Origin of the sequence: uncultured Aquimarina sp., assembly GCF_947495315.1 — a bacterium.
Lineage (GTDB): Bacteria > Bacteroidota > Bacteroidia > Flavobacteriales > Flavobacteriaceae > Aquimarina.
Window position 1 is genome coordinate 132,176 of sequence record NZ_CANLYD010000016.1, and the last position, 22,555, is coordinate 154,730.

A 22,555-nucleotide genomic window follows, 5' to 3' on the forward strand; every position below is an offset into this window, starting at 1 on the left:
ATTTACTTTTTTAGATTTCTATTTCACCAACTAAATAAGGAACTGAGTATCCACTAAGAAAAACTCGATCTCCCACTAATTTACAATCAAGTTCTCCACCTCGTTTGGATAATTGATGAGCTTTCAGTTTTGTTTTGCCGAGTTTTTTTGCCCAAAAAGGAACAAGTGCGGCATGCGCAGATCCTGTAACCGGATCTTCTAGCGGGATTTCGGGATTAGCATCGAATACTCTGGATACAAAATCCGAATTTTTACCTTCAGTAGTAATAATGGTACACAAATAAGGGAGTCCTTTCAAAAACTCTAATTTAGGTTCTTCTGCTAATACTTCTTCTTCTGAACCAACAGTAATAATAAGATCTCTTCCGGCAAAAGCTTTTAATGGTTTAGCTTGGAAAGCTTCGAATACTTCTTTTGGAATATCAATAGGTTGCGGAGGTCGTGAAGGAAAATCTAATGTAATAGATCCGTTATCTTCTTTTTTAGCTTTTAGAATACCGCTTTTAGAAGAAAAAGTTATTTCATTAATTTTAGTATCGATATAATTAAAAATCACATAAGCTGAAGCTAAAGTCGCGTGACCACATAAATCAATTTCTGCATATGGCATAAACCATCTAATTTCATAGATGTCGTCTTTTTTTACAAAATAGCCTGTCTCTGCAAGATTATTTTCGATTGCAATATTCAATAAAGTTTCATCATCTAACCAATGAGGCAAATGGCAGATAGCTGCTGGATTACCTCCAAAGAGTTTTTGAGTAAATGCATCGATCTGGTATATTGGAATTTTCATAGGTTTAATAAATTTTTAGAATTTGACCTGTATTTTTATTAGTTAGTATGTATTCGTATATTTTTATAACATCTTCTATTTCTACAGGTAAATACCCTGCAAATTTCTGATCTTTAGGAAAATCACCCGCTATTGCTCCAGGAGCGACAGTATTAAGTCGAATACCTCGAGTAAGTTCTTGGGAAGCTGCATTAACAAAACTATGAATGGCGCCATTAACCAAAGAAAGTGCCACTGCATTTGGTTCATAATGCTCAGCAAGAATACCAGTTGTTAAGGTTATAGAACCGTTTTCTGTTAGATAATCTTTAGCTATATGAACAAGGTTTACCTGTCCCATTAATTTACTTTTAATTCCTAGATAATAATCTTCTTCTTCGAGATCAGAAAGAGATTTCCATGATGCTGTACCTGCTGCATTAATTACTGCATCTAGTTTGGGTAGCTTTTCAAAAAGGGATTTTATTGAATTTTTATCTGTAATATCAATAGGGTAGGAGTTACTTTTTCTATGTGCACCATAGACTTCATGATTATTTTTAAGAGAATTGTAAATTTCTTTTCCAATGGTTCCTGTTGCTCCTATAACTAAAATCTTCATAATTATATATTTAATTTTATAAATATGTTGTTTTAAATTTTTTATAAATTATCTTTTATTTCTGTAATATATTCTTGGATAATCTTTTCATTTCTTTTAAAATATGTCCATTTTCCGTGTCTGGTTGGTGTAAGTAAACCAGCTTTGTGCATAGTGGCTAAATAATGAGAGATAGTAGGCTGCGATAAGCCAGATTTATCCTGAATTAATTGACCACATACACCAAAATCAAAATGACCTAATTCCGTATGGGGTGGAAAATTAGAATCTGGATCTTTTAACCACTTAAGTATATCTAACCTAGTGGAATTTGCTAATGCTTTCTTAATTTCTAAAACTTTTTCTTTATTCACGGATCAAATATACATATTTAATTTTATAAATATGTTTGTTTGTGCTAATTTTGATCAAAAAATATTATACAATGCTCGAATTGTGTTATGTGCTTTTTATTAAAACGTTGGTGTATCTATTAAGATTTTTTAGAACCATCTCACTTCCTTTTACAACAACTTCTAACGGGTTTTCTCCTTTGTATACAGGCAATTCAGTGGTTCTAGAGAATCTTTTATCAAGACCTCTCAACATAGATCCCCCTCCTGTTAAAAAAATACCGGTATTATAAATATCTGCAGAAATCTCAGGAGGAATATCTGATAAAGTATCTAATACTGCATTTTCTATCTGTGTAATAGATTTATCAAGGCTTTTCGCAATTTCTTTATGCGTGATATAGACTTGTTTTGGTTTACCTGTTAACATATCTCTACCCTGTACAGGTATTTTTTCTGGTGGTGATTCTAATATATCTACTGCAGAACCAATCTTGATTTTGATATCCTCAGCAGTACCTTCTCCAATATGTAAATTATGATTTTCTCTTATGTATTGAATGATATCATCGTTAAAAACATTTCCAGCGATTTTTACAGATTGACCTGATATAATTCCACCAAGTGTTATTACCGCAATTTCTGTAGTACCACCTCCAATATCTATAACCATATGACCCTTAGGTTGTAGTACATCAATTCCGGCTCCAATTGCTGCGGCCATTGGTTCAGCAATTAAATATACCTTTTTTGCATTAAGACGCCTTGCGGAGTCTCTTACAGCTCGCATTTCGACTTTAGTAATTCCACAAGGAATTGCTATGATCATTTTGTAAGATTTAATAAAAATTGCACTGCCTATATCGGATAGTGTTTTGATGAGAATTTTGAGCATCTTTTCAGATAAATCAAAATTAGCAATGACTCCATTTCTTAGCGGATAGAAGGTTTTAATATTCTTGTGAATTTTACCACGCATAGAACTAGCTTCTTTACCTACTGCAATTATTTTTCCGCTAATTCTGTTAACTGCAATAATCGAAGGAGCATCGATAGCTATTTTACCTTTGTGTGTTATTAGAGTGTTAGTTGTTCCTAAATCTACTGCTATTTTATCAGTTAAAAAATCAAAAAAGCCCATAGTTGTTAGTTAAGTTAGATTGATTTGAGTTGTATAAATATCAAATAGTTCGATCATATTCATACATTTGGGTTGCTAATTCATGATAACTCTTATAAACATATAATATTGTAGGTTATTTTTTATACATCTAATAATCAGCATTTTATGTGTTATTTTATTTTGAAATAAGATTTAAGAGTAATTAGTGTAAAACTCTGAATAATTTTTTCCCTGGGATTATTTTTAGTCGTGTTTTAGGTTTTATTTAGTGCCTCGTAAAATTTTTATCACTTACTATCGTTTTCCAGATAGTTTCTTTTATTTTTGCTGCTAATGATGCGTAAATACATATTTCTGGTAATACTTTTTTTTACCGCTTTAACCTATTCACAAATAGGAGGGAGATATACCTATCAATTCTTGAATTTGGTTTCGTCTCCAAGACAGGCGGCACTTGGTGGTGAGTATGTTACTGGTTATAATATGGACCCTACTTCTGCGATGCTTAATCCAGCAGCGATTAATATCGATATGGATAATCAATTAGCTGTAAACTATGTGAATTATATTGCCGATGTTAACTATGGATCGGTATCATATGCAAAAGCTTTTGGAGAAAAGAGACGAGTATTCCATGCCGGAATCACCTATATAAATTATGGTAAGTTTGATGGTTTTGATGAATTTGGAAATGAAACTGGAGATTTTGGAGCTGGCGAAGTAGCAATATCAGTAGGATATGGGTATGCTATACCTAATTCGAATTTTCATGTCGGTGCCAGCGGAAAATTTATTTCTTCGAAGTTAGAGCAATACACATCTTTGGGAGGAGCATTAGATCTAGGATTGATATATCATAATCCTGATTCAAAATTTGATTTTGGATTAGCAGTTCGTAACCTAGGAACACAATTTACTACCTATGAGGATACAAGAGAAGATTTACCATTATCCGTGGATATGGGTTTTGCTAAAACATTAAAAAATGTACCTATTCGATGGAATTTAACTCTTGAAAATCTACAGGTATGGGATGTAGCATTCCGAAATCCTGCACGTGACATTACGGATCTAGAAGGAAATGTGGAAGCAGACGATCCTAGTTTTTTAAATAATGCGTTGCGCCACGTTGTAGTAGGACTAGAGTTTTTTCCTGAAAGTGGATTTAATATTCGCTTAGGGTATAATTTCAGAAGATCTGAAGAATTAAGAATAGAAGATCAACGATCATTTGCCGGACTTAGCGGTGGATTTTCTTTAAAACTTGGTAAATTTAGATTTGCCTATTCCTATGCACGTTATAATTCTGCAGCTTCTTCCAGTACTTTTGGTGTAAATGTAAATCTTCAATAGTGAATACAAAAATAATCATTGCAATAGACGGTCATTCTTCTACAGGTAAAAGTACTGTTGCAAGACAATTGGCAAAAGAATTAGGATATATTTATGTGGATACTGGAGCTATGTATCGTGCCGTTACTTTGTATGCTATGCGACATAAGTTCATCAATGAGTCTGAGATTGATAGGAAAGCTTTAGAAAAGAGCCTTCCTTTAATTAATATTAGGTTTGAAGTTAGTTCGAAAACAGGACTTGCAGAAGTAATGCTTAATGATGAAAATGTAGAAAAAGAAATAAGAACACTAGAGGTTTCCAGGCAAGTAAGCCCAATTGCTGCTATATCAATGGTTCGAAGAAAATTGGTAGAACAACAACAATTAATGGGTAAAGACAGAGGAATAGTGATGGATGGCAGAGATATTGGAACAGTTGTTTTTCCGAATGCAGAATTGAAATTGTTTATGACAGCAACTGCAAAAGATAGAGCAGAGCGAAGGTATAACGAACTTTTGGAAAGAGGAGAAAATGTTACATATGAAGATGTTCTAAAAAATGTAGTTAATAGAGATCATATTGATAGTACAAGAAAAGACTCTCCTCTTCGCAAAGCTGAAGATGCCGTAGTAATTGATAATTCTAATCTTACTCTTGTAGAGCAATTTGATCAAATACTTACTATAGCAAAGGCAGCAATTGCCAAAAAAACTAATTAGGCTGATAGTAAATAATAAATAATTTTTTCTTTAGACTTATTCAGAATCTTTAGGCTCCCTAAGCTCATAGAACGTCATTTTTCCTTTCACCCATTCTATTAGTTCTTTTTTTTCATTCTTTTCTTTAACTAATAGTACACGATTTAGAATAAGTGTTTTGTTTTCGAAAGTATATCTTAAGGGAATAGTGGTATCAGTTATAGCGTATAGAGGAGTTTCTTTAAGAATTTTATATTCCTTGCCATTATTCATGACCACAATTTTTTTGGATTCAAAAATAATATTGGTTTTAGATAAAGCTTGCCCATACCCGGATATCGCCAACATTAAGAAGAATGAAAATAAAATCGATTTCATAATTATTTACAGATTTGGATGGGGTGTGTTACGGTAAAACCTCAAAGTTAAACATTTTATTGTTTTTCACCAGTATTTTTAAAGAAACACCTAAATTTTATTTTTTTGTTAATGTAATATTTGAAATCTTCAATGAATAATTATAAAAAAAGGCCATCCAGTAGCATTTTGGAAGGCCTATATTATAAAGTATGTTTTAAAATGTATCTTATAGATTAGGGATAATTAATTCTTGATCAGGATGAATAACATCAGGATTCTTAAGAATATGAGTGTTTGCAGCAAAAATCTCCTTGTACTTCATAGGATCTTTAAAGTAATGTTTTGCAATTTTACTTAAAGATTCTCCACTTTTTACTGTATGTCTATGATATACAGAGGTATCTGCTACGTCAATATCCGCTACAATATCAGCAGGAGTTTCTCCTCCGATTTCTTTTATTTTATCCCAAAGTTGATTTTTTTCATATTGAGTATTTGCAGTTCCTTTTACTTTAAGGACTCCATTGTCTTCAGAAACGTCACCATTTTGGATATTTAATTCTTGTCCTAGATCCAAAACATCTTGATATTTTGCTTTAACCATAACTAAGTTGATTTTTTAGATTATTATTTAGATTTACTCAAATATAATAATTTCTATAGTTGATTTTATACTATTTCCTGATTAAAAAACATCTTATAATCGATGAAATACATAATTTATCTATATTCGAATGCTTATAAATAAAAGTCAATATGTTTCGAAAACGATTCTATTATCTTATCCAACTACAATATTTAGGATTTAGATATCATGGATGGCAAAAACAGCCAAAAGTGAATACTTTACAACGAATGGTAGAGCGTACCATAAATTATGTACTGGAGACTAAAGATTTTAAGGTATTAGCAGCCGGGCGCACTGATGCTAAAGTTTCGGCTAATGAAGCGTATATAGAATTATTTGTGGATCATACGCCATTAGAGATAAATGATTTTTTTGATTTATTTAATCAAAACCTACCACAGGATATAAGAGCTATAAGTATACAAGAAACAGATGAGCAATTTAATATCATACAGCATCCAAAAACAAAAGAGTATGTATATCTGTTTTCTTATGGAGAAAAATTCCATCCTTTTAGTGCGCCATTTATGTACAATATCATGGAAGATCTTGATATTGGTTTAATGGTAAGAGCGGCCAAATTATTTGAAGGAAAGCATAATTTCAGATCGTATTGCCATAGACCGAATGAGAATACAATAGTGCACGGAGAAATTATACAATGTGAAATTGTAAAGAATACTTTATATACAGCCAGTTTTTTTCCAGAAGAGAGTTATTTATTACGAGTAAAGGGAGAAGGGTTTAAAAGAAACCAAATTCGATTGATGATGGGAGTATTATTGGATCTGGGAAAAGGCAAAATTGATATAGATTTTATTAAACAGACATTAGATCCGGATGGAGAAAAGATTACCTTAGAGCATATCGTTCCAGGTTCCGGATTGATTTTAAATTCAGTAACACTTAAAAATGAAATGCTATGAAAGTAATATCTACTAATATTGGAGAATCTCAAACTATTTCATGGAGAGGAAAAGAAGTAAAGACAGGGATTTATAAATATCCCGTTAATGAACCTATTTTCCTTGATACGGAAGATGTAAAAGGAGATCATGTTATTGATAGACGTGTTCATGGTGGTGTTGACAAAGCCTGTTATTTATATGCAGCAGAGCATTATCCATACTGGAAAGGCAAATATCCCGATCTAGATTGGAATTATGGTATGTTTGGTGAAAATCTTACGGTTTTGGGTCTTGATGAACGTATTATTAAAATAGGAGATGTATATCAATTAGGAGATGCTACAGTTCAGGTTTCGCAACCGAGACAACCTTGTTATAAATTAGGAGTGCGTTTTGGAACACAAACTGTTTTAAAACAGTTTATCGAAGCAATGATGCCAGGTGTTTATCTAAGGGTTTTAACTTCTGGAGAAGTAAAAACAGACGATATTTTGAAGGAAGAGGAAATACATACCGATGGAATATCTATTCGAGATATGTACAGATTGCTTTATGATCAAAATTCATATCTGGATTTGGCTAAAAAAGCACTTGATAATCCTTTTGTTACTGTAAATAATAAGAAAAGTATATTGAATCGGTATGGAAGTTCTATTTCTCTATAAAGTAAGAATGCTTGCTGGTTATTGATCATAATAAGGAAAGCAAAAAGAAATCAACATATACAAACAATAGATTAAAGAAGAATTAAACCCCTTCATTAATGAATACAAGAGAAGTAAAAAATCTAATTATTGGAGCAGGACCGGCAGGTCTGGCAATTGCAGGGCGTTTTAGAAAAAAAAATATTCCTTTTGAAATAGTCGAACAAACAGATAAAATTGCTTGGAGTTGGCATGATCATTATGACAGGTTATTATTACATACAGTAAAAGAACTTTCGCATTTACCTCACCTAGAATTCCCATCAGCGTATCCTAGATACGTTCCTAGAGCTAAATTGGCTCAATATTATGAGGATTATGCTACCCATTTTGATATAAACCCTCAATTTAATGTTGAAGTCCAATCTATAAAGAAGGAAAATGATCATTGGACTGTGATCACCAATAAGCAAAAATATCACTCAGAAAATGTTATCGTTGCTACTGGAGTGAATAGAATTCCTTTCTCTCCTGTTTGGGAGAATCAGGAAGATTATAAGGGAGAAATTATTCATAGTCGAAGCTATAAAAACGTATTGCCTTTTAAAGGAAAAAAAGTACTCATAATAGGCATGGGAAATACAGGTGCCGAATTGGCACTTGATCTTAGCGAACATAATATTGATGTAACCGTTTCTGTAAGAAGTTCATTACTTATTGTTCCGAGAGATATTAATGGTAGACCTGTTCAAACTACAGCCAAGAAATTAGAGAAGTTACCTTTTGGATTAGGAAGATGGATTGGTAAGCAAGTAAGAAGCATTGTTATTGGTGATCTTTCTAAGTATGGGATTTCAATTTCTAAAAAAGATCCTATCGATCATCTAAAACAAACTGGAAAAACACCGGTTATTGATTTGGGAACGGTACAACAAATAAAATCCGGTAAGATCAAAGTAGTAGGCGACATTGAATCTTTTTATGAGTTCGGTGTTCAACTGAAAGACGGAACACAATTGGAAAAAGATACTGTAATTCTGGCAACAGGATATCGTTCTAAAGTAGAACAGTTCATAGAAAATACAGAAGGATTATTGGATCGATATGGTGTTCCTAAAAATGTAATTGGAAGAGGAGAACATAAAGGGTTGTTTTTTGTCGGCTTTGACAACTATAAACTAGGAGGGATTCTAGGTACTATCTACAATGATTCCAAAACTATTGCCGACGCGATCCTTAATTAATTATTTTAAATAAGATACTAATTAGCATAAACCGGTCCTTTATGCGTTTGACCATCAATAGTTAAAAAATAAAATAGTACCGTTTTATTTACTTGATGTTTATCTATATCTACGATTCCTTTAACGATTTCATTTTCAGAAATACCATCGAATAATGTTTCCAGTGGATTTCCGTAGCTATCTGTGAGCACAAGTTTTGATTTTATGGATATATCTGGAATTTTATAAGAAATAATAACCTTATTGGCATTAGTATCTGTTTTTATTTGTAAAGGTATTCTGTTACCTTGATATGAGATTTCGGTAAGAATATCTGAGCTATATAGTACTAGTTCATTATGATTGTTGGTGTTATAGATTTTTATCGTTGCTGTATTTGAAACTTCATCAATAAAATAACTTGTTTTTTCTGAATGTAATAACAAATCCTTAGATGGACTAGGTTCTATTAAACTACCAAAAGGATGTAGCGCATAGCTATTACTATGCTTATAGGAAATATTAAGTATAATCCAAGTGTCCTTGGGTGCATCCCATTCCAGACTTATGTCATAAAAATCACTAGCCGAAAGGTTGTAGTTCAATGAGTATGTCGTATTTGCGGTAATAGTAAAGGATTCCCTGTTCTCAGCTTTTTTTCGGGATAAAACTTTTTTGTTTTTTGTATTGGTTAACTTTATATCTCTAAAGGTTTTCCAATGTTCATGAATAGGGTCATCTAATCCGAATCCTGTGGATATAGTGAGTTCACCAAGTTTCCATTCAGGAATTTTGGAAATTACTGGTTGATCAGTAAGAGAATTATTATTGTTAGTATTCCAAAAAGAGTTTTTAGCAATGAAATAATTACCTTTTGGTTTTTTCTCTTTATTATTATGGGTATGATCCATACTTTGATGCATCACATGATCTTGATGTATCATTTTACTTGTTTCCGGTTTTTGATCTGTTCCCAATAAACTACTATCAATATCATATATATAGCTAGTATCAGATAGATGTAAAAAATGAGCTGGTTTATCTACATTGTCATATGTGATTTTTTTGAAATAATTTTCATTTTCCACGTTACCGTAAAATTGAATTCCTGTATCATAATTTTTTATATGTAAGCTTTCTATTTTAGGAGCTGAAATACCTATTGTATCTGATACTAATAAACCAATTTGTAATTTATGTTTAGAAGAATCTGCTGTAATAAGACATTTTTGGATATACGCACTTCCTGGTAAACATCCAATTATATTATTTTTCCAATAATATTCTTGTAATACGGTGTTTTTATTCTTTAATATACTTCCGATGGAGTAGTTGTTTATCTCATTGTTCATAGTTCTCCATATACCAGAATGTTTAAAATTATCCAAATAAAGCCCTGTAGAGTTATATGAAATATCTTTTTGTGAAAGATGTTTTATCTTGTTGTTTTTTAGCACAAAATGTTTGGCAGGTTTTTGCCAAATAAAATCTTTATAGTTTTTCTGAGTAGTATATGTTAGTCCATCTGATTTATTTTCAGAGTAAATGATATTATTAGTTATCTGTTGATACGGATTTTGAATTTTTACTGCAGCCGTGCCTTTTTCCGATGAATGAAAAATAATATTCTTATTAATCGTGTTGTTTTCACCTACACCTGAGGGTGAACATAGTATTGTATTTTGATTAACACCAATCAAAATGGAGTTTTTCAGAATAAGTTTCGTTTTATCTAGATACAACCCACCGCTGTTTTCTGAATGAATTATACAATCCGTAATTATGGTAGATACTTTTGATTTTCCATATAGATTTATAGCAAATTGACCATGGTACTCAGAATTATGATGAAACGACACTCCTGAGATGTAAATGTTTTTGGCATTTTCAGTAGATAGAATACTTGACTGAGAATAAGATTGAATTGATATGTTTCGTTTTGGTAGATTGTTGAATTCAGGGATTGAGATAATTTCTTGACCCGTAAAACTCTTTTTTTGATTTCCATAAAGCAACAACTGGCCTTCATTTTTAATAATAATGGAAGCTTCATCCGTTTTAGGAAACTTTAACGTCAGTTTACTTTTAAACTCGTCCATAGAATCACCTACCTTAAAAATACCTCCATCTATTTCTAAATGATCTAATTTTAATTCAAGATCTTGTTTGTCTGAGACAATAACAGTACCTTGAATTATCAAACGACCAATATTAACTGGGCTTTGATCTATGACCAGTACCTGATTTGCTGAAACTGTGTACTCTTCTTTCTTTTTATCTGATTCAGTTTTTTTATGAAGCTCTGACCATAATAATTTATGTTTAGGTTTTAGATTTTGTTCTTGCCCAAAATTAACGCCGTAAGTAAAAAATATAAAAACGAAAGAGTATAATAGTTTATGAAAACCAGTAACATTGTTAATTACTTGATATCTTCCAAAAATCATTGTTTTATAACTTTAATCTCCGTTGAGGCTTCTAAAAGTTCAATATTTAAGGCATATAACCCCGACTGCACAGGTATGTTATCTAAAGGAATACTATGAATACCCGCTTCTTGTTCTTCTGATATTATTTTTCTAACTTTTCTACCTAACATGTCATACATAGTGATAGATACTAGCTGATCCTGTAACAATGTATATTCCAAAACAGAATTTGAATTTAATGGATTTGGATATACAACCATATTTATAATATAACGTTCTAAATCATCAGAATCAACACCGTAATTAGGACCATTTCTTTGTCCTACTGGTATCATCAGTAACCAATCTTTTCCATCTTCTTTCGTAATCATCTTAACGTGTACAGCTCCATTATTCTTATCAAAATAATAGGATGTAGTCGTTTGAGACTCTAAATCGGATAAACTAGTAACTTTATTAATAGATTGTTCTTCTCGGTTTTCTACTATTATGCCTTCATATGGAAAAGGGTGCTTAAGGATAGTCCATTCTCCTTCTTTTTTCATAGCACTTAATAGTTCTAAACTTTGCCCGGCATCATCAATATCCCATTGACCATAAAGTGTATACTTCTGATTACCAAAAAATCTAAAAAAACGTTGATGTGCCCATTGCATTTTTGGAATTCGAAGCCCATCATTATCTCGAATAAGTGAAAGATCTAGTGGTAGATCAAAACCAACTCTATTCATTTTAAGTTCCATGGCATTTTGGGCATCTACAATGTAGGCATTCCAATCTTCTTTATGCTCAATAGCATCTTTTACAAAAGAAGAATAGGGGTGTACAATTAGAACAGGTCGATTATACCCAGTTAAACTACCATCTTTATCTAATAAGAACGAAGAATTTGCATTTCTACCGTTGCTACCAGCAGAGTCCATATACATAGGTGTAGAATTTATAATTTTAATCCTCTCAAAGTAGTTTTCTCCGCGATGCCCTCCATGTCCTACCACAGCTGCAGCTACACCTTCTTCAATATCTTTATTAATGTCTATAAATGTAACGTTACTAAATTTTGGCTGCTTTGACCCTCCTTGTGATACGGAGTAATAACCTGCTCTTTTATGACCGTGTCTAAGATTTCTGTTAGGTCCTCCGATATCATTATTAGATCTACCAACAACTATACTATTTTGAACGTAAGACTCAGAAGACAAAAGTCCAATTGCATTGTCTGCGGATATAAAATTATCTAGGGTAACATTGGTAATTTCGGTCCACACACCACTCATTGCGTTTTTATAAGATGTGAAATTACTAAACTCCCACATTAAATCACCGTTTTGAAAATCACCTGTCATAAAAAAACCATGTCCATGACCAACTTGACCATATAAAGCATGATTGGAAACTCCTTCATTTCCTAAATTTCCAGGCACGGAACAGGAATGTGCTAAATTATCATCAAAAACGATTTCTCTTGGTAATAAATCATATTCTCTAAATTCTCTACTTCTACCTCTTGCATCAAAAAAGAAACCTGTACCTCTTTCGGAACCAGCTACATGATTGCTAATTAGGTTGTTGTGAGGGTTCCGCATCCAGAAACCCGCTACACGTTGTTCCCCTTGCGTGCTACCACCATTACCATCTCTAGGAAATGCAAAGAGCCCTTCATCTGGCTTTCTTATAAGCATGGCTAAATTTCCTATGAATGTATTATTTATTTCATTTCCATCTTCAGCAGGAATAAAAGCATGGTTTTGTATATTAAATGCCACTATATTTTCTACCCATACGTTATCAGTTTGATGAGCAACTACTGCTCTTTGTAAACTATGATGGATACTAGAATTTTTAAGATAATCTCCCGTACGATCACCTGCTAAATGCCAATGAAAATTATATCGAGCCTCAAGACCTGGTTGTCCAAGTTTGGTAAATTCAACTCCTTCTACTTGAATAGACCCTGAACCTCCCATAATCATTATATGGCCTCCATATTTTTGTGTTACCGAGTCTTCTGCACCTTGTATAATGATATTTCGAGTTAGCATTCCTACTTCTGCACGTTCATCAAGAATTTTCCCTTCATATTCCTGGATTTCCCCAAAATGAGGGTATTGCAAAGCAGGTGTAAAAGAAATGATTCTTCCACTTAACTCAGAAATTGTAACTTCTTCGGCCTCGTAAGGTTCATATCCACTAGGGGCAATAGCTATCACATCTCCAACTTTCCAACCAACAGGATCCTTATCCAAAGTAATTTTAGTATCACCTGGTGCTACTGTTTCAATAAGTTGTCCCCAACTTAATTTTGATCTACTGGCACCATGAATTTGTAGAGACCCGCCACTTACTGTGGATAAAAAACGACCTCCAAAACCAGGTTCATCAACTTTGGGTCCTGTAAGTGTAATGGTAGCATTATTTTGAAAAGGAGTATCAACAGTTCCTATTTGTAACAACCCTTTGACTAAAATGACTTTTGCAGTAAGAGAAACATCTACGTCTTTAAAAATAAGCTGTCCATTAATGGTTAAATCACCAAGTTTAGCTGTATTAACATCCAGAATCATTGTTGTTTCAGAAGGAATAACAATATTTTCATTTGCCTGTGGAACTCTGCCGGATGGCCAGGAACTAGGGTTTGACCAATAATTTTGTGAGAATAGGTGAGTGGGGAAGCATAAGAAAATGCACATAAGAAGAAAACCCCATAAAGAGTACTTTTTAGTCATTATTTTAGGTTTAGTTAGTAGGAGTTTTTAGAAATTTCTTAATTCATAAGATTTCTTACTCAATAATTTGCTAACCTTAATAGATGAAAAAAATTACATGAAAAATGTTAAAAAACTTACAAAATTTTCTTAATAATCGATGAAATACACTTGTTGTTTTTTATAAAATTGACTAATTTTTATATCAAAATTATTTAATGAAAGCAAGTAAATTAAGGCGATGAAAGTGTCTTTGTAACCAAGTAAATTTAGAAGACATAAGAACAACGTGGTTTAAATGATATCGATGAAACACATATTTTGTTTCCCTTTATTTAATATTTTAGCAGATTTTACTTTATTAAATACTGCAATTTTATTATCGTATTAATATCTGTGAAGATAAGTATGTAATATTATTATTGATTATTTTCCAAAACAGCTAAAGCCAGTTTTATGGTATTATAATCCATTGCCTGTTCGAAATGTTCAAAATATGGTTTTAGGGTTTCTGGATTATCCAACGTTTCTTTTGCTTCTTTTACCGAAATGATATCTTCTTTACTAACAAATTGCTTTAAATCAATGTTTTCACCATCATTATATAATTTCATAATATGAGAAAAAACGGTAGACTGTGCCAGTTTTCTTTCCTGCGCAATTTCTTCAATAGATAATCCTTGTTTATATAAACTCAGTGTTTCCTTATAAGAATTTCCTTTGTTCTTATTAGTTTTCTTCTTCTTTTTAGTCTTTTCTGCAGAAAAGTCAATGATAGCTTTTATGAATTGGTATCCATAGTTTTGCATTTTCAGTTTACCCACACCGCTAATTTGCATGAATTCATCATCACTCATAGGTCTGGATTTTTCCATTTCTTTTAAGGAGGCATCATTAAAAATCTGATATGCAGGTATACCAGCTTCTTTAGCAAGTTCTAAGCGCAGTTCTCGTAACTTATCGAACAATGTATTTGGCTTTGCTTTTTTAACCTGTTGGGCGGCTATTTCTTTAATTTTTTCAAACTCTGCAAGATTGGCTAGACTAACTTTTTCACCTTCAAAAAGTACTTTTTTAGAAAGGGAAGTGAGTTTAAGTTTGTTATTAAGATGAAAAGCAATTTCTAGGTACCCTTGATTAATTAACTGTATAATATATTGCTGCCAATCTCTCCAAGAGATATCATTTGCAATACCATACGTTTTTAGACTTTGATATCCTTTATCTAAGACCATTGCATTTTGGGCTCCTCTAAGAACGTCAATTATGGTTCCTATTGGTTCTTCTTCTTTAATTCTTGCTACTGTAGATAATGCTTTTTGAGCAATAATAGTTCCATCAATAAAGCTTGGTGGATTTTTACAGACATCACAATTACCACAATCTTCTTCAATTAGTTCTCCAAAATAACTTAGTAATATCTTTCTCCGACAACTAAGTGAATCTGCGTATTGCTTCATTCGATCCAATTTGGCCATTTGCACTTCTTGATTGCCAGATGTAGTTGCGAACTTTTGTAATTGTACTACATCAGCATAACTATGAAATAGTAGGGTAGAAGAAGGTAATCCATCACGACCGGCACGTCCAATTTCTTGATAATAACCTTCTATGTTTTTTGGTAAATTATAATGAATCACCCAGCGCACATTAGATTTATCGATTCCCATACCAAAAGCAATAGTTGCGCAAACTATCTGTACGGTATCATTTATAAAACCTTCTTGTACTTCAGCTCTTTTCTTGTGATCTATACCAGCATGATAAGCTTCCGCAATAAATCCCTGACTTTGTAGTTTTTCTGCCAACATTTCTGTTGTTTTTCGGCTCAAACAATAGATAATACCAACATCATTAGGTTTGTCTTCCAAGAAATCTATAATTTGTTCAATCCTCTTGTTTCCTGGACGTACTTCCAGACTTAGGTTTTTACGGTCAAAGGATGCTAAAAACTGCTTAGCTTTAGGAATGTTTAATTGTTTACAAATATCTTGCCGGGTTGCCTTATCTGCCGTTGCGGTTAAGGCAATTACCGGAGTATCAGGAAACCTGTTTTTTAAGTATCCCAGTTGTGTATAGGCTGGTCTAAAATCATGACCCCAAGCAGATATACAATGCGCTTCGTCGATAGCAATTAAACTTAGAGTAATTTGTGAAAGTATAGTATCCAAAAAACTCAAACTTTCAGGAGCGACATAGAGTAGTTTAATATCTTTATCTAGGAGCTTTTGATATATTTCTTGTTGTTCATTTTCGTTTTGACTACTATTCACAAAAGCTGCTTGGACACCATTGACTCGCAATCCATCCACCTGATCCTTCATTAATGCAATTAATGGAGAAATTACTAAGGTAATACCAGGAAGTAATAGTGCAGGTAATTGGTAACAGATCGATTTCCCTCCACCAGTAGGCATGACAACCATATTATCCAATCCCTCGAATATGGAATCAATGATTTCTTGTTGTAACGGTCTAAAGCTGTCGTATCCAAAATACTCCTTTAACGTACTTAGAATTTGTTGTTGTTCTGGCATAGATGCAAAGAAAAGAAAAAGCCATTAAAAATTAAACGATCTTATCGGCCCATATTAATTTCTTTTCCACTTTTTACAACTACTTAGATATGCTGATCTAGCAAAATCGTATTTCCATCCGGATCAATTAATATAATGCTTCCTGGACCGCTAGAATTTTCATCTGTCTCTTGTTCTAATTTTATGCCTTTCTTTTTCAAATCCTTTTGAATTTCTCTTACATCATCAAAATTTTCGAGTGTATTAGCTGTAGTATCCCATCCAGGGTTGAAAGTCATAATGTTGTTTTCAAACATTCCTTGAAAAAGCCCAACTAGATTGTTTTCATTTTTCATTATCAGATAATTCTTTTCGATATCTCCGGCGAAAACGTCAAACCCTAAGTTCTCGTAAAATTCTTTTGATACGTGAATATCTTTCACGCTAAGACTTATTGAAAATGCTCCTAATTTCATCTTTTATATTGTTTAGTTTATGTGGTTTTATAGGTTTTAGTATAAGTTGTTCAAATTTTTGATCTAATGAAAGATACTAAATTTAAGTTCGTAAAAAGTATTATTGGCATAATGGAAAACAAATTAATGATATTGATTGTGAATAAAAGCGGTTGTTATAAACCAGAGAATTATTAAAAATGCCACACCCCATTGTATGTAATCATTTCTTTTAGTAGTACCTGTTTTCGTATTCATAATGTAATAATATATTAGATTCATCAATATAAGTATAAGAATAGGAGCATTCGTTACATTTTTCAATGTTAGAGATATTATATTTGGATAGGTGTAATTATATTTTGTAGTTTATACGGTATGAAAAATAAAGGCAATATAGTAGAAAGAACAAAAAAGCTTTGGCCGACAAAAGATGCAATGGAACAGATTTATGAAAAGAATCTTTGGGGGAGTAATAGTTCTCTTTTCTATTCAGGTTCAGGGTCACATGATCCTGAAATAGTAAAACCCTATATAGATGCTTTAATTTCTTTTTTAGGATCGTTTAAAAGTCTACTTACTGTATGTGATTTAGGTTGTGGGGATTTTAATATAGGAAAAGAATTGGTAGCACATACTAAAAGGTATATTGCTGTTGATATTGTATCTGAACTTATAAAGCATAACAAAGAAAAATTTAAAGAAGAAAATTTAGAATTTCATTGTTTGGATATTGCTGCAGATACTTTACCTTCTGGTGATTGTGTGTTATTGCGACAAGTACTACAGCACCTATCCAATGTAGAAATACATCGCATATTGAGTAAGTTAACCAATTTTAAATATGTGATTTTGACCGAGCACATACCTGAAGGAGACTTTGAACCAAATAAAGATATCATTTCTGGACAAGGAATTAGACTAAAAAAACAAAGTGGTTTAGATGTATTAGCTCCACCATTTAATTTTAAGGTAAAAGAAGAAAAACAATTATCATCAATTATTTTAAATAATCATAATGGAGTTATAGTAACCACGCTTTATACTATTTTTTAAACAGCGTCTATATTGATATGCCGTACTTGATAGTTTTAAAAGTACAATTACATTATTCCCGAAATAAAACCATCATCGATATAGAAGGTATGGTTATCTTACTTTTCACATTTTTTGTTCCTTCAAAATCAAAGTTATCTCCTAAAACGGCCACTTGCCAAGTTTCATCTAGTTGATAGGCTATTGCTTTTGGGTTGCTATTATATACCACAAGAATGTTTTTCCATGTATCTGCATTAGCATTATTCTTAATTTGATAACTTATCAATCCATTTTTATCTTCTTTAAACTCTAAATTTGTTCTCACATCATCTGCCTTAGTCATTCTGAAAGCAGGATGTGCTTTTCTAAGTGTTATAAGGTTTTTATAATAAGTAATGACATCAGCATGTGTGTTTTTCCAAATCCAATCTATCTGATTAATACTATCCGGTAGATTATAGGAGTTATGTTCTCCATTTTTAGTACGTAACATTTCTGCTCCGGCGTGCATAAAAGCGACTCCTTGCGAGGTCATTACAATAGCATTCGTTAGTTTTTGCATAGAGATAAGCTCATCTTTTGTTGCATCTTTTCTGGAGATTTTTAGTTTATCGAATACGGTGTGGTTATCGTGACAAGAAACATAGGATACAGATTGCCAAGGCTCATTTGCCCAAGGTGCTTTTGAGTAATTTACTTTTGTATAATCAATTTGCGGATGTTTTATAGATCCTACAATTCCCATTTTTACAGACTCCTCTTCATTTTTTGCTCCGCTAACAAAACCTGTACTTTCTTCCTTAAAGACAGAACCTTTTAGCCCATCTCTTAAGTCATCACTAAAAGCAGAAATTTGTGGCATAGCCAAAGTGTTCTTTTTTAAAGCTCTTCTTTCTTCCGGTAGCGGAGAATCACCAGCAGTCCATCCTTCACCATACACAAAGATATTTGGGTTTATGGTTTTTACCGTTTTAGCTACTTTGTTCATCGTTTCAGTATCATGAATTCCCATCAGATCAAAACGAAATCCATCTAGGTGATACTCTTTTGCCCAATATGCTACGGATTCTGTAATATACTTTTGCATCATTGCTCGATCTGAGGCTGTTTCATTACCACATGCAGAAGCATCCGAAGGTTTACCGTCTTCCCATTGGCGATAATAATATCCGGGAACTTCTAAATTAAAATTAGAATTCTCTGTTCTTCCCGTATGATTATAAACCACATCTAAAATGACTCCGATTCCATTATCGTGAAATGCCTTGACCATTTGTTTAAATTCCTTTATTCTCACTTCGGCTTTATACGGATCAGAAGAAAAGGAACCTTCTGGGACATTATAGTTCTGAGGATCATATCCCCAATTAAATTGTGGTGTATCTAATTTTGTTTCATCAATAGAGTAGTGGTCATAAGTTGGTAAAAGATGAACATGTGTGATGCCTAATTCTTTTAGGTGATCAATTCCCGTTACGATACTATCAGGGCTTTTAGTACCTTCTTCTACCAACCCTAAATATTTACCAGGCTTACTGGAGCCTGATTGTGGATGTATTGTCATATCTCTGATATGTAATTCATAAATAATGGCTTCATTTGGATATGTAAGAGCAGCTCTTTTATCCTGATCCCATCCTTCAGGATTTGTAGTTTCAAAATCTAATACCATAGCTCTTTTACCATTAACTCCCGTAGCTTTCGCATAAATACCAGGCGTTTCTTCTAACCATTTACCATCCATCATCGTTTGATACGTATAGTAAATACCATGTAAATCTCTATCAATCTGTAAGGTCCAGATTCCTTTTTCTTCTTGATTCAGTGCTGTGGTTTCCAATGGAGCTCCTCCATTACCTTCTTTGTATAAATGAAGTTGTATTTTTTCTGCAACCGGAGACCATATTTTAAAAGTAGTCACCTCTTTAGAATAATCAATCCAAAGATTGGCCTCTACAGGTGTAGGATACTCTTCAAAACTAGTATATACTGGTTTCTTTTTGGAACAGGAAATTATAGCAGATGAAATAAAAAGGTACATGAAAATACGTTTCATATGTTTATACTTTTGGTTTATAAATGGTTATGGTTGGTTAACTATAGGTTTTAAAATATGTTCTTATTTATGAAAATAAATCGGAACTTAAATATCGATCACCGCGATCGCAAATAATTGCTACAAGAACTCCGCTATCTAATGTTTCTGCCAATTTTAGTGCTGCAGTGACTGAACCACCGCTACTCATCCCAGAAAAAACACCTTCTTCTTTTGCCAGCCTCTTAGCCATTTCAGTAGCTTCTTCCTGACTAACTTCTATAACTTGATCGACTTTGGCTGGATTAAATATTTTTGGTAGATATTCTTTTGGCCATTTACGAATTCCGGGAATTCTGGATTCGTCTGTAGGTTGTACACCTACTATCTGTACATTTTGAGATTGTTCTTTTAGATAAGTAGAAGTTCCCATAATAGTTCCAGTTGTTCCCATAGAAGAAACAAAATGAGTTATCTTACCTTTGGTATCTTTCCAGATTTCTGGACCAGTTGTTTTGTAATGGGCTTTCCAGTTATCATCATTGGCAAACTGATTAAGCATAACATATCCTTCATTAGCTACTTTAGCTTCAGCATAATCTCGCGCTCCTTCAATACCAACATCTTCAGAAGTTAGTATAACCTTTGCTCCATATGCACGCATGGTTTGTACACGTTCTTTTGTAGAATTCTCAGGCATTACCAGCTCTATGTCTAATTTAAAGATTCCAGCAATCATAGCCAATGCAATACCTGTATTTCCACTAGTTGCTTCAATAAGTTTAGTAGTTTGATCTATATCGCCACGATCTAATGCAGATTTAATCATGTTGTAGGCTGCACGATCTTTTACACTTCCACCAGGATTATGCCCTTCTAGTTTTAGATATAATGTAATATTCGGGTTTTTAATTATGGAAGTTGCCTTAACTAAAGGTGTATTTCCGATAAGGTCTAAAATGCTATGCGACATTAAACAACTTTTTTGATCTTGATTTCTGAAGTATTTGATATAATCGAGTTTTCCGGCACAGAAGACGTAATCCACGCATTACCCCCAACGGTGCTATTAGCGCCAATTATTGTTGTGCCGCCAAGTATAGTTGCATTGGCATAAATGGTTACGTTATCTTCTACGGTTGGATGTCTTTTTACATTACGAAGTTTTCTGTCTACATATAGTCCACCTAGTGTAACACCTTGATATATTTTTACATTGTTTTTTATAATTGCTGTTTCTCCTATAACAATTCCTGTGGCGTGATCAATAAAAAAAGATTCTCCAATTTCTGCACCCGGATTGATATCGGTACCTGTCAACCTATGAGAATACTCGGTCATTAATCTTGGGATCAAGGGCAAACCAAATTTTAATAATTCGTGGCTTAATCGGTAAATCGCAATTGCATAAAATCCAGGATATGCCAGATACACTTCTTCAATAGAATTAGCTGCAGGATCACTTTTTATAAATGAGTCTGCATCTTTATTTAATTTTTGCAAAACCTCAGGTAATTTTTCTAAATAAGATTGCCAGATACTACAGGGCTTTTCAGTTTCCCAACAGGCAAGATCAACTAGCTCTTCAAAAGTTTGTTCTAAAATATCAATATTCTTTTCTACTTCAGTATCTGAATCGAATAGGGTATAGAAAAGTAGATTGGTAAAATACTCGGTTCTTTCTTTTAACTTTAGTCTAAGATTAGGATTTTTTTTCTGTTCCTCAATTTTAGCTATGATTTGATCTTTTGCTTTCGTCATTGTGCCTTTTTTGAAAAGTCTAGTAAATATATAGAATAAAGAATATATTCGTCCTAATATGCCATAATTCCTTACATTTTTACAATAATAATAACAAAGAATAGTAAGAATTGATAGTAATCCATAAAATTTGGTTAAAAACTCAGAAGAAAATAATCCTGTTTTGTCCTTATTAATTATAAAAACACATGATGGTATATTAGATTTATGAAATAGAAACCTATCAAAATTGCTTTATTTTATATTCTTTTATCCACTGATATTTATCATAATTTTTATTGGAATTGGGTGATACATTTGAATATCATTTTTAAAGTAATTCAACATGAAAAAAAGGACTCCAGTTTCAAGAATAATGACTTCTGATGTAATCACATTAAATAGTACAAACGGATTAGAAACTGCAGAAATGCTATTTAAAGAACATAAAATCCGACATATACCAGTAGTTAAAGGTGATTCAATTATTGGAATGTTAAGTTATACGGATTTACTGCGTATAAGTTTTGCTGATGCAATCAACGATAATGATGGTGATGTAGATACCGTAGTGTATGAGATGTTTACTATAGAGCAGGTAATGGCAAAAAACTTAGTAAGTGTTAGTTCCAGTACAACTATAAAGGAAGTAGCTGAAATATTGGCTAAGAGAGAATTTCATGCATTACCAGTTATTGACAATGGTAAACTGGCTGGAATCGTAACTACAACTGATTTAATAAACTATTTGTTAGAACAATTCTAATATCATCTATAGTATTTCTTTGTCAATCTAAATGATTACTAGATAAACCTTCTTTGATTTAGTCAAAAGAAGGTTTTCTTGTATTGAACTCATCTTTACTTTTTGTTTTTAACCAAAAATGTATTGAAATATGGGTGAATTTTAGTGATTTTTTAGGAAACATAAAAAGTGTAGATAAGTTCATTATTTAAAATTTAGTTAAACTTCTACTCAGCGATTAGAT

20 protein-coding genes are annotated in these 22,555 nt (G+C 32.6%); 7 read left to right on the forward strand and 13 right to left on the reverse strand.

All coding sequences use genetic code 11. The features are described from left to right. Nucleotides 1-10: 10 nt before the first annotated feature. The 4 genes from Q0910_RS23010 to Q0910_RS23025 all read right to left on the reverse strand — a co-directional run bounded on the left by Q0910_RS23010 (nt 11) and on the right by Q0910_RS23025 (nt 2,870). Nucleotides 11-796: a PhzF family phenazine biosynthesis protein gene (locus Q0910_RS23010; RefSeq protein WP_299222041.1), complete on the reverse strand. Its 786-nt coding sequence runs from the start codon at nt 794-796 to the stop codon at nt 11-13. Nucleotides 797-800: 4 nt separating this feature from the next. Then, the gene (locus Q0910_RS23015) at nt 801-1,397 is read right to left on the reverse strand and encodes a short chain dehydrogenase (protein ID WP_299222043.1); all 597 of its coding nucleotides are present in this window, start codon (nt 1,395-1,397) and stop codon (nt 801-803) included. Nucleotides 1,398-1,438: 41 nt separating this feature from the next. Next, entirely contained in the window at nt 1,439-1,750 is a 312-nt protein-coding gene (locus Q0910_RS23020; RefSeq protein WP_299222046.1) for an ArsR family transcriptional regulator, read from the reverse strand. Between the two features lie 85 nt (nt 1,751-1,835). After that, nucleotides 1,836-2,870: a rod shape-determining protein gene (locus tag Q0910_RS23025; protein ID WP_299222050.1), complete on the reverse strand. Its 1,035-nt coding sequence runs from the start codon at nt 2,868-2,870 to the stop codon at nt 1,836-1,838. Nucleotides 2,871-3,185: 315 nt separating this feature from the next. Between Q0910_RS23025 and porQ the strand changes: the two genes are divergently transcribed. Together porQ and cmk are read left to right on the forward strand one after the other, a co-directional pair. Next, entirely contained in the window at nt 3,186-4,205 is a 1,020-nt protein-coding gene (porQ, locus tag Q0910_RS23030) for a type IX secretion system protein PorQ (RefSeq protein ID WP_299222053.1), read from the forward strand. Next, nucleotides 4,205-4,906, forward strand: coding sequence for a (d)CMP kinase (gene cmk, locus Q0910_RS23035; protein ID WP_299222056.1), 702 nt, complete (start codon nt 4,205-4,207; stop codon nt 4,904-4,906). Before porQ ends, cmk begins: the two co-directional genes overlap by 1 nt. Nucleotides 4,907-4,942: 36 nt before the next feature. Here cmk and Q0910_RS23040 read toward each other — a convergent pair whose 3' ends face one another. Together Q0910_RS23040 and Q0910_RS23045 are read right to left on the reverse strand one after the other, a co-directional pair. Then, nucleotides 4,943-5,263 carry a hypothetical protein gene (locus tag Q0910_RS23040; RefSeq protein ID WP_299222060.1) on the reverse strand — a complete coding sequence of 107 codons (321 nt, stop codon included), beginning with the start codon at nt 5,261-5,263 and terminating at the stop codon, nt 4,943-4,945. A 208-nt stretch (nt 5,264-5,471) separates the two neighbouring features. After that, nucleotides 5,472-5,849: a LysM peptidoglycan-binding domain-containing protein gene (locus tag Q0910_RS23045; protein ID WP_299222062.1), complete on the reverse strand. Its 378-nt coding sequence runs from the start codon at nt 5,847-5,849 to the stop codon at nt 5,472-5,474. A gap of 152 nt (nt 5,850-6,001) precedes the next feature. Between Q0910_RS23045 and Q0910_RS23050 the strand changes: the two genes are divergently transcribed. The 3 genes from Q0910_RS23050 (at nt 6,002) to Q0910_RS23060 (ending at nt 8,669) form a co-directional block, all read left to right on the forward strand. Next, nucleotides 6,002-6,799 (forward strand): tRNA pseudouridine(38-40) synthase TruA, encoded by a 798-nt coding sequence (locus Q0910_RS23050; protein ID WP_299222063.1) that lies wholly within the window; start codon nt 6,002-6,004, stop codon nt 6,797-6,799. Further along, nucleotides 6,796-7,446: an MOSC domain-containing protein gene (locus tag Q0910_RS23055; protein WP_299222065.1), complete on the forward strand. Its 651-nt coding sequence runs from the start codon at nt 6,796-6,798 to the stop codon at nt 7,444-7,446. Before Q0910_RS23050 ends, Q0910_RS23055 begins: the two co-directional genes overlap by 4 nt. A 98-nt stretch (nt 7,447-7,544) precedes the next feature. Beyond that, nucleotides 7,545-8,669 carry an NAD(P)/FAD-dependent oxidoreductase gene (locus tag Q0910_RS23060; RefSeq protein ID WP_299222068.1) on the forward strand — a complete coding sequence of 375 codons (1,125 nt, stop codon included), beginning with the start codon at nt 7,545-7,547 and terminating at the stop codon, nt 8,667-8,669. Nucleotides 8,670-8,686: 17 nt separating this feature from the next. Here the strand turns inward: Q0910_RS23060 and Q0910_RS23065 are convergent, their stop codons facing one another. The 4 genes from Q0910_RS23065 to Q0910_RS23080 form a co-directional block, all read right to left on the reverse strand. Beyond that, a complete protein-coding gene (locus tag Q0910_RS23065; protein WP_299222070.1) occupies nt 8,687-11,095 on the reverse strand; it encodes a G8 domain-containing protein in 2,409 nt (802 codons plus the stop codon). Continuing rightward, nucleotides 11,092-13,803: a G8 domain-containing protein gene (locus tag Q0910_RS23070; protein WP_299222073.1), complete on the reverse strand. Its 2,712-nt coding sequence runs from the start codon at nt 13,801-13,803 to the stop codon at nt 11,092-11,094. Before Q0910_RS23070 ends, Q0910_RS23065 begins: the two co-directional genes overlap by 4 nt. A gap of 398 nt (nt 13,804-14,201) precedes the next feature. Beyond that, nucleotides 14,202-16,319: a DNA helicase RecQ gene (recQ, locus tag Q0910_RS23075; protein WP_299222076.1), complete on the reverse strand. Its 2,118-nt coding sequence runs from the start codon at nt 16,317-16,319 to the stop codon at nt 14,202-14,204. 83 nt (nt 16,320-16,402) lie between these two features. Next, complete coding sequence (locus Q0910_RS23080) at nt 16,403-16,774, reverse strand: VOC family protein (RefSeq protein ID WP_299222078.1); 372 nt, start codon at nt 16,772-16,774, stop codon at nt 16,403-16,405. A gap of 357 nt (nt 16,775-17,131) precedes the next feature. Here Q0910_RS23080 and Q0910_RS23085 point away from each other — a divergent pair, with 357 nt between their 5' ends. Continuing rightward, a complete protein-coding gene (locus tag Q0910_RS23085) occupies nt 17,132-17,809 on the forward strand; it encodes a class I SAM-dependent methyltransferase (RefSeq protein WP_299222079.1) in 678 nt (225 codons plus the stop codon). A 52-nt stretch (nt 17,810-17,861) separates the two neighbouring features. On the opposite strand, the gene pulA is transcribed toward Q0910_RS23085, so the two are convergent. The 3 genes from pulA to epsC all read right to left on the reverse strand — a co-directional run bounded on the left by pulA (nt 17,862) and on the right by epsC (nt 21,587). After that, complete coding sequence (gene pulA, locus Q0910_RS23090) at nt 17,862-19,847, reverse strand: type I pullulanase (protein ID WP_299222080.1); 1,986 nt, start codon at nt 19,845-19,847, stop codon at nt 17,862-17,864. A gap of 67 nt (nt 19,848-19,914) precedes the next feature. Then, on the reverse strand, nt 19,915-20,799 hold the full coding sequence (gene cysM / locus Q0910_RS23095; protein ID WP_299222081.1) for a cysteine synthase CysM: 885 nt from the start codon (nt 20,797-20,799) through the stop codon (nt 19,915-19,917). After that, a complete protein-coding gene (gene epsC / locus Q0910_RS23100; protein WP_299222083.1) occupies nt 20,799-21,587 on the reverse strand; it encodes a serine O-acetyltransferase EpsC in 789 nt (262 codons plus the stop codon). Before epsC ends, cysM begins: the two co-directional genes overlap by 1 nt. Before the next feature lie 325 nt (nt 21,588-21,912). On the opposite strand from epsC, the gene Q0910_RS23105 reads away from it, so the two are divergent. Beyond that, nucleotides 21,913-22,332: a CBS domain-containing protein gene (locus Q0910_RS23105; RefSeq protein WP_299222085.1), complete on the forward strand. Its 420-nt coding sequence runs from the start codon at nt 21,913-21,915 to the stop codon at nt 22,330-22,332. Nucleotides 22,333-22,555 lie beyond the last annotated feature (223 nt).

Bases quoted from the DNA above. Each gene is read 5' to 3' on its own strand.
- Q0910_RS23010 (WP_299222041.1), bottom strand. From the start codon at position 796: ATGAAAATTCCAATATACCAGATCGATGCATTTACTCAAAAACTCTTT.
- cysM (WP_299222081.1), bottom strand. From the start codon at position 20,799: ATGTCGCATAGCATTTTAGACCTTATCGGAAATACACCTTTAGTTAAG.
- porQ (WP_299222053.1), top strand. From the start codon at position 3,186: ATGATGCGTAAATACATATTTCTGGTAATACTTTTTTTTACCGCTTTA.
- Q0910_RS23085 (WP_299222079.1), top strand. From the start codon at position 17,132: ATGAAAAATAAAGGCAATATAGTAGAAAGAACAAAAAAGCTTTGGCCG.
- Q0910_RS23060 (WP_299222068.1), top strand. From the start codon at position 7,545: ATGAATACAAGAGAAGTAAAAAATCTAATTATTGGAGCAGGACCGGCA.
- epsC (WP_299222083.1), bottom strand. From the start codon at position 21,587: ATGACGAAAGCAAAAGATCAAATCATAGCTAAAATTGAGGAACAGAAA.
- Q0910_RS23055 (WP_299222065.1), top strand. From the start codon at position 6,796: ATGAAAGTAATATCTACTAATATTGGAGAATCTCAAACTATTTCATGG.
- Q0910_RS23045 (WP_299222062.1), bottom strand. From the start codon at position 5,849: ATGGTTAAAGCAAAATATCAAGATGTTTTGGATCTAGGACAAGAATTA.
- Q0910_RS23065 (WP_299222070.1), bottom strand. From the start codon at position 11,095: ATGATTTTTGGAAGATATCAAGTAATTAACAATGTTACTGGTTTTCAT.
- Q0910_RS23040 (WP_299222060.1), bottom strand. From the start codon at position 5,263: ATGAAATCGATTTTATTTTCATTCTTCTTAATGTTGGCGATATCCGGG.
- Q0910_RS23050 (WP_299222063.1), top strand. From the start codon at position 6,002: ATGTTTCGAAAACGATTCTATTATCTTATCCAACTACAATATTTAGGA.
- Q0910_RS23070 (WP_299222073.1), bottom strand. From the start codon at position 13,803: ATGACTAAAAAGTACTCTTTATGGGGTTTTCTTCTTATGTGCATTTTC.
- Q0910_RS23080 (WP_299222078.1), bottom strand. From the start codon at position 16,774: ATGAAATTAGGAGCATTTTCAATAAGTCTTAGCGTGAAAGATATTCAC.
- Q0910_RS23025 (WP_299222050.1), bottom strand. From the start codon at position 2,870: ATGGGCTTTTTTGATTTTTTAACTGATAAAATAGCAGTAGATTTAGGA.
- pulA (WP_299222080.1), bottom strand. From the start codon at position 19,847: ATGAAACGTATTTTCATGTACCTTTTTATTTCATCTGCTATAATTTCC.
- recQ (WP_299222076.1), bottom strand. From the start codon at position 16,319: ATGCCAGAACAACAACAAATTCTAAGTACGTTAAAGGAGTATTTTGGA.
- Q0910_RS23105 (WP_299222085.1), top strand. From the start codon at position 21,913: ATGAAAAAAAGGACTCCAGTTTCAAGAATAATGACTTCTGATGTAATC.
- Q0910_RS23015 (WP_299222043.1), bottom strand. From the start codon at position 1,397: ATGAAGATTTTAGTTATAGGAGCAACAGGAACCATTGGAAAAGAAATT.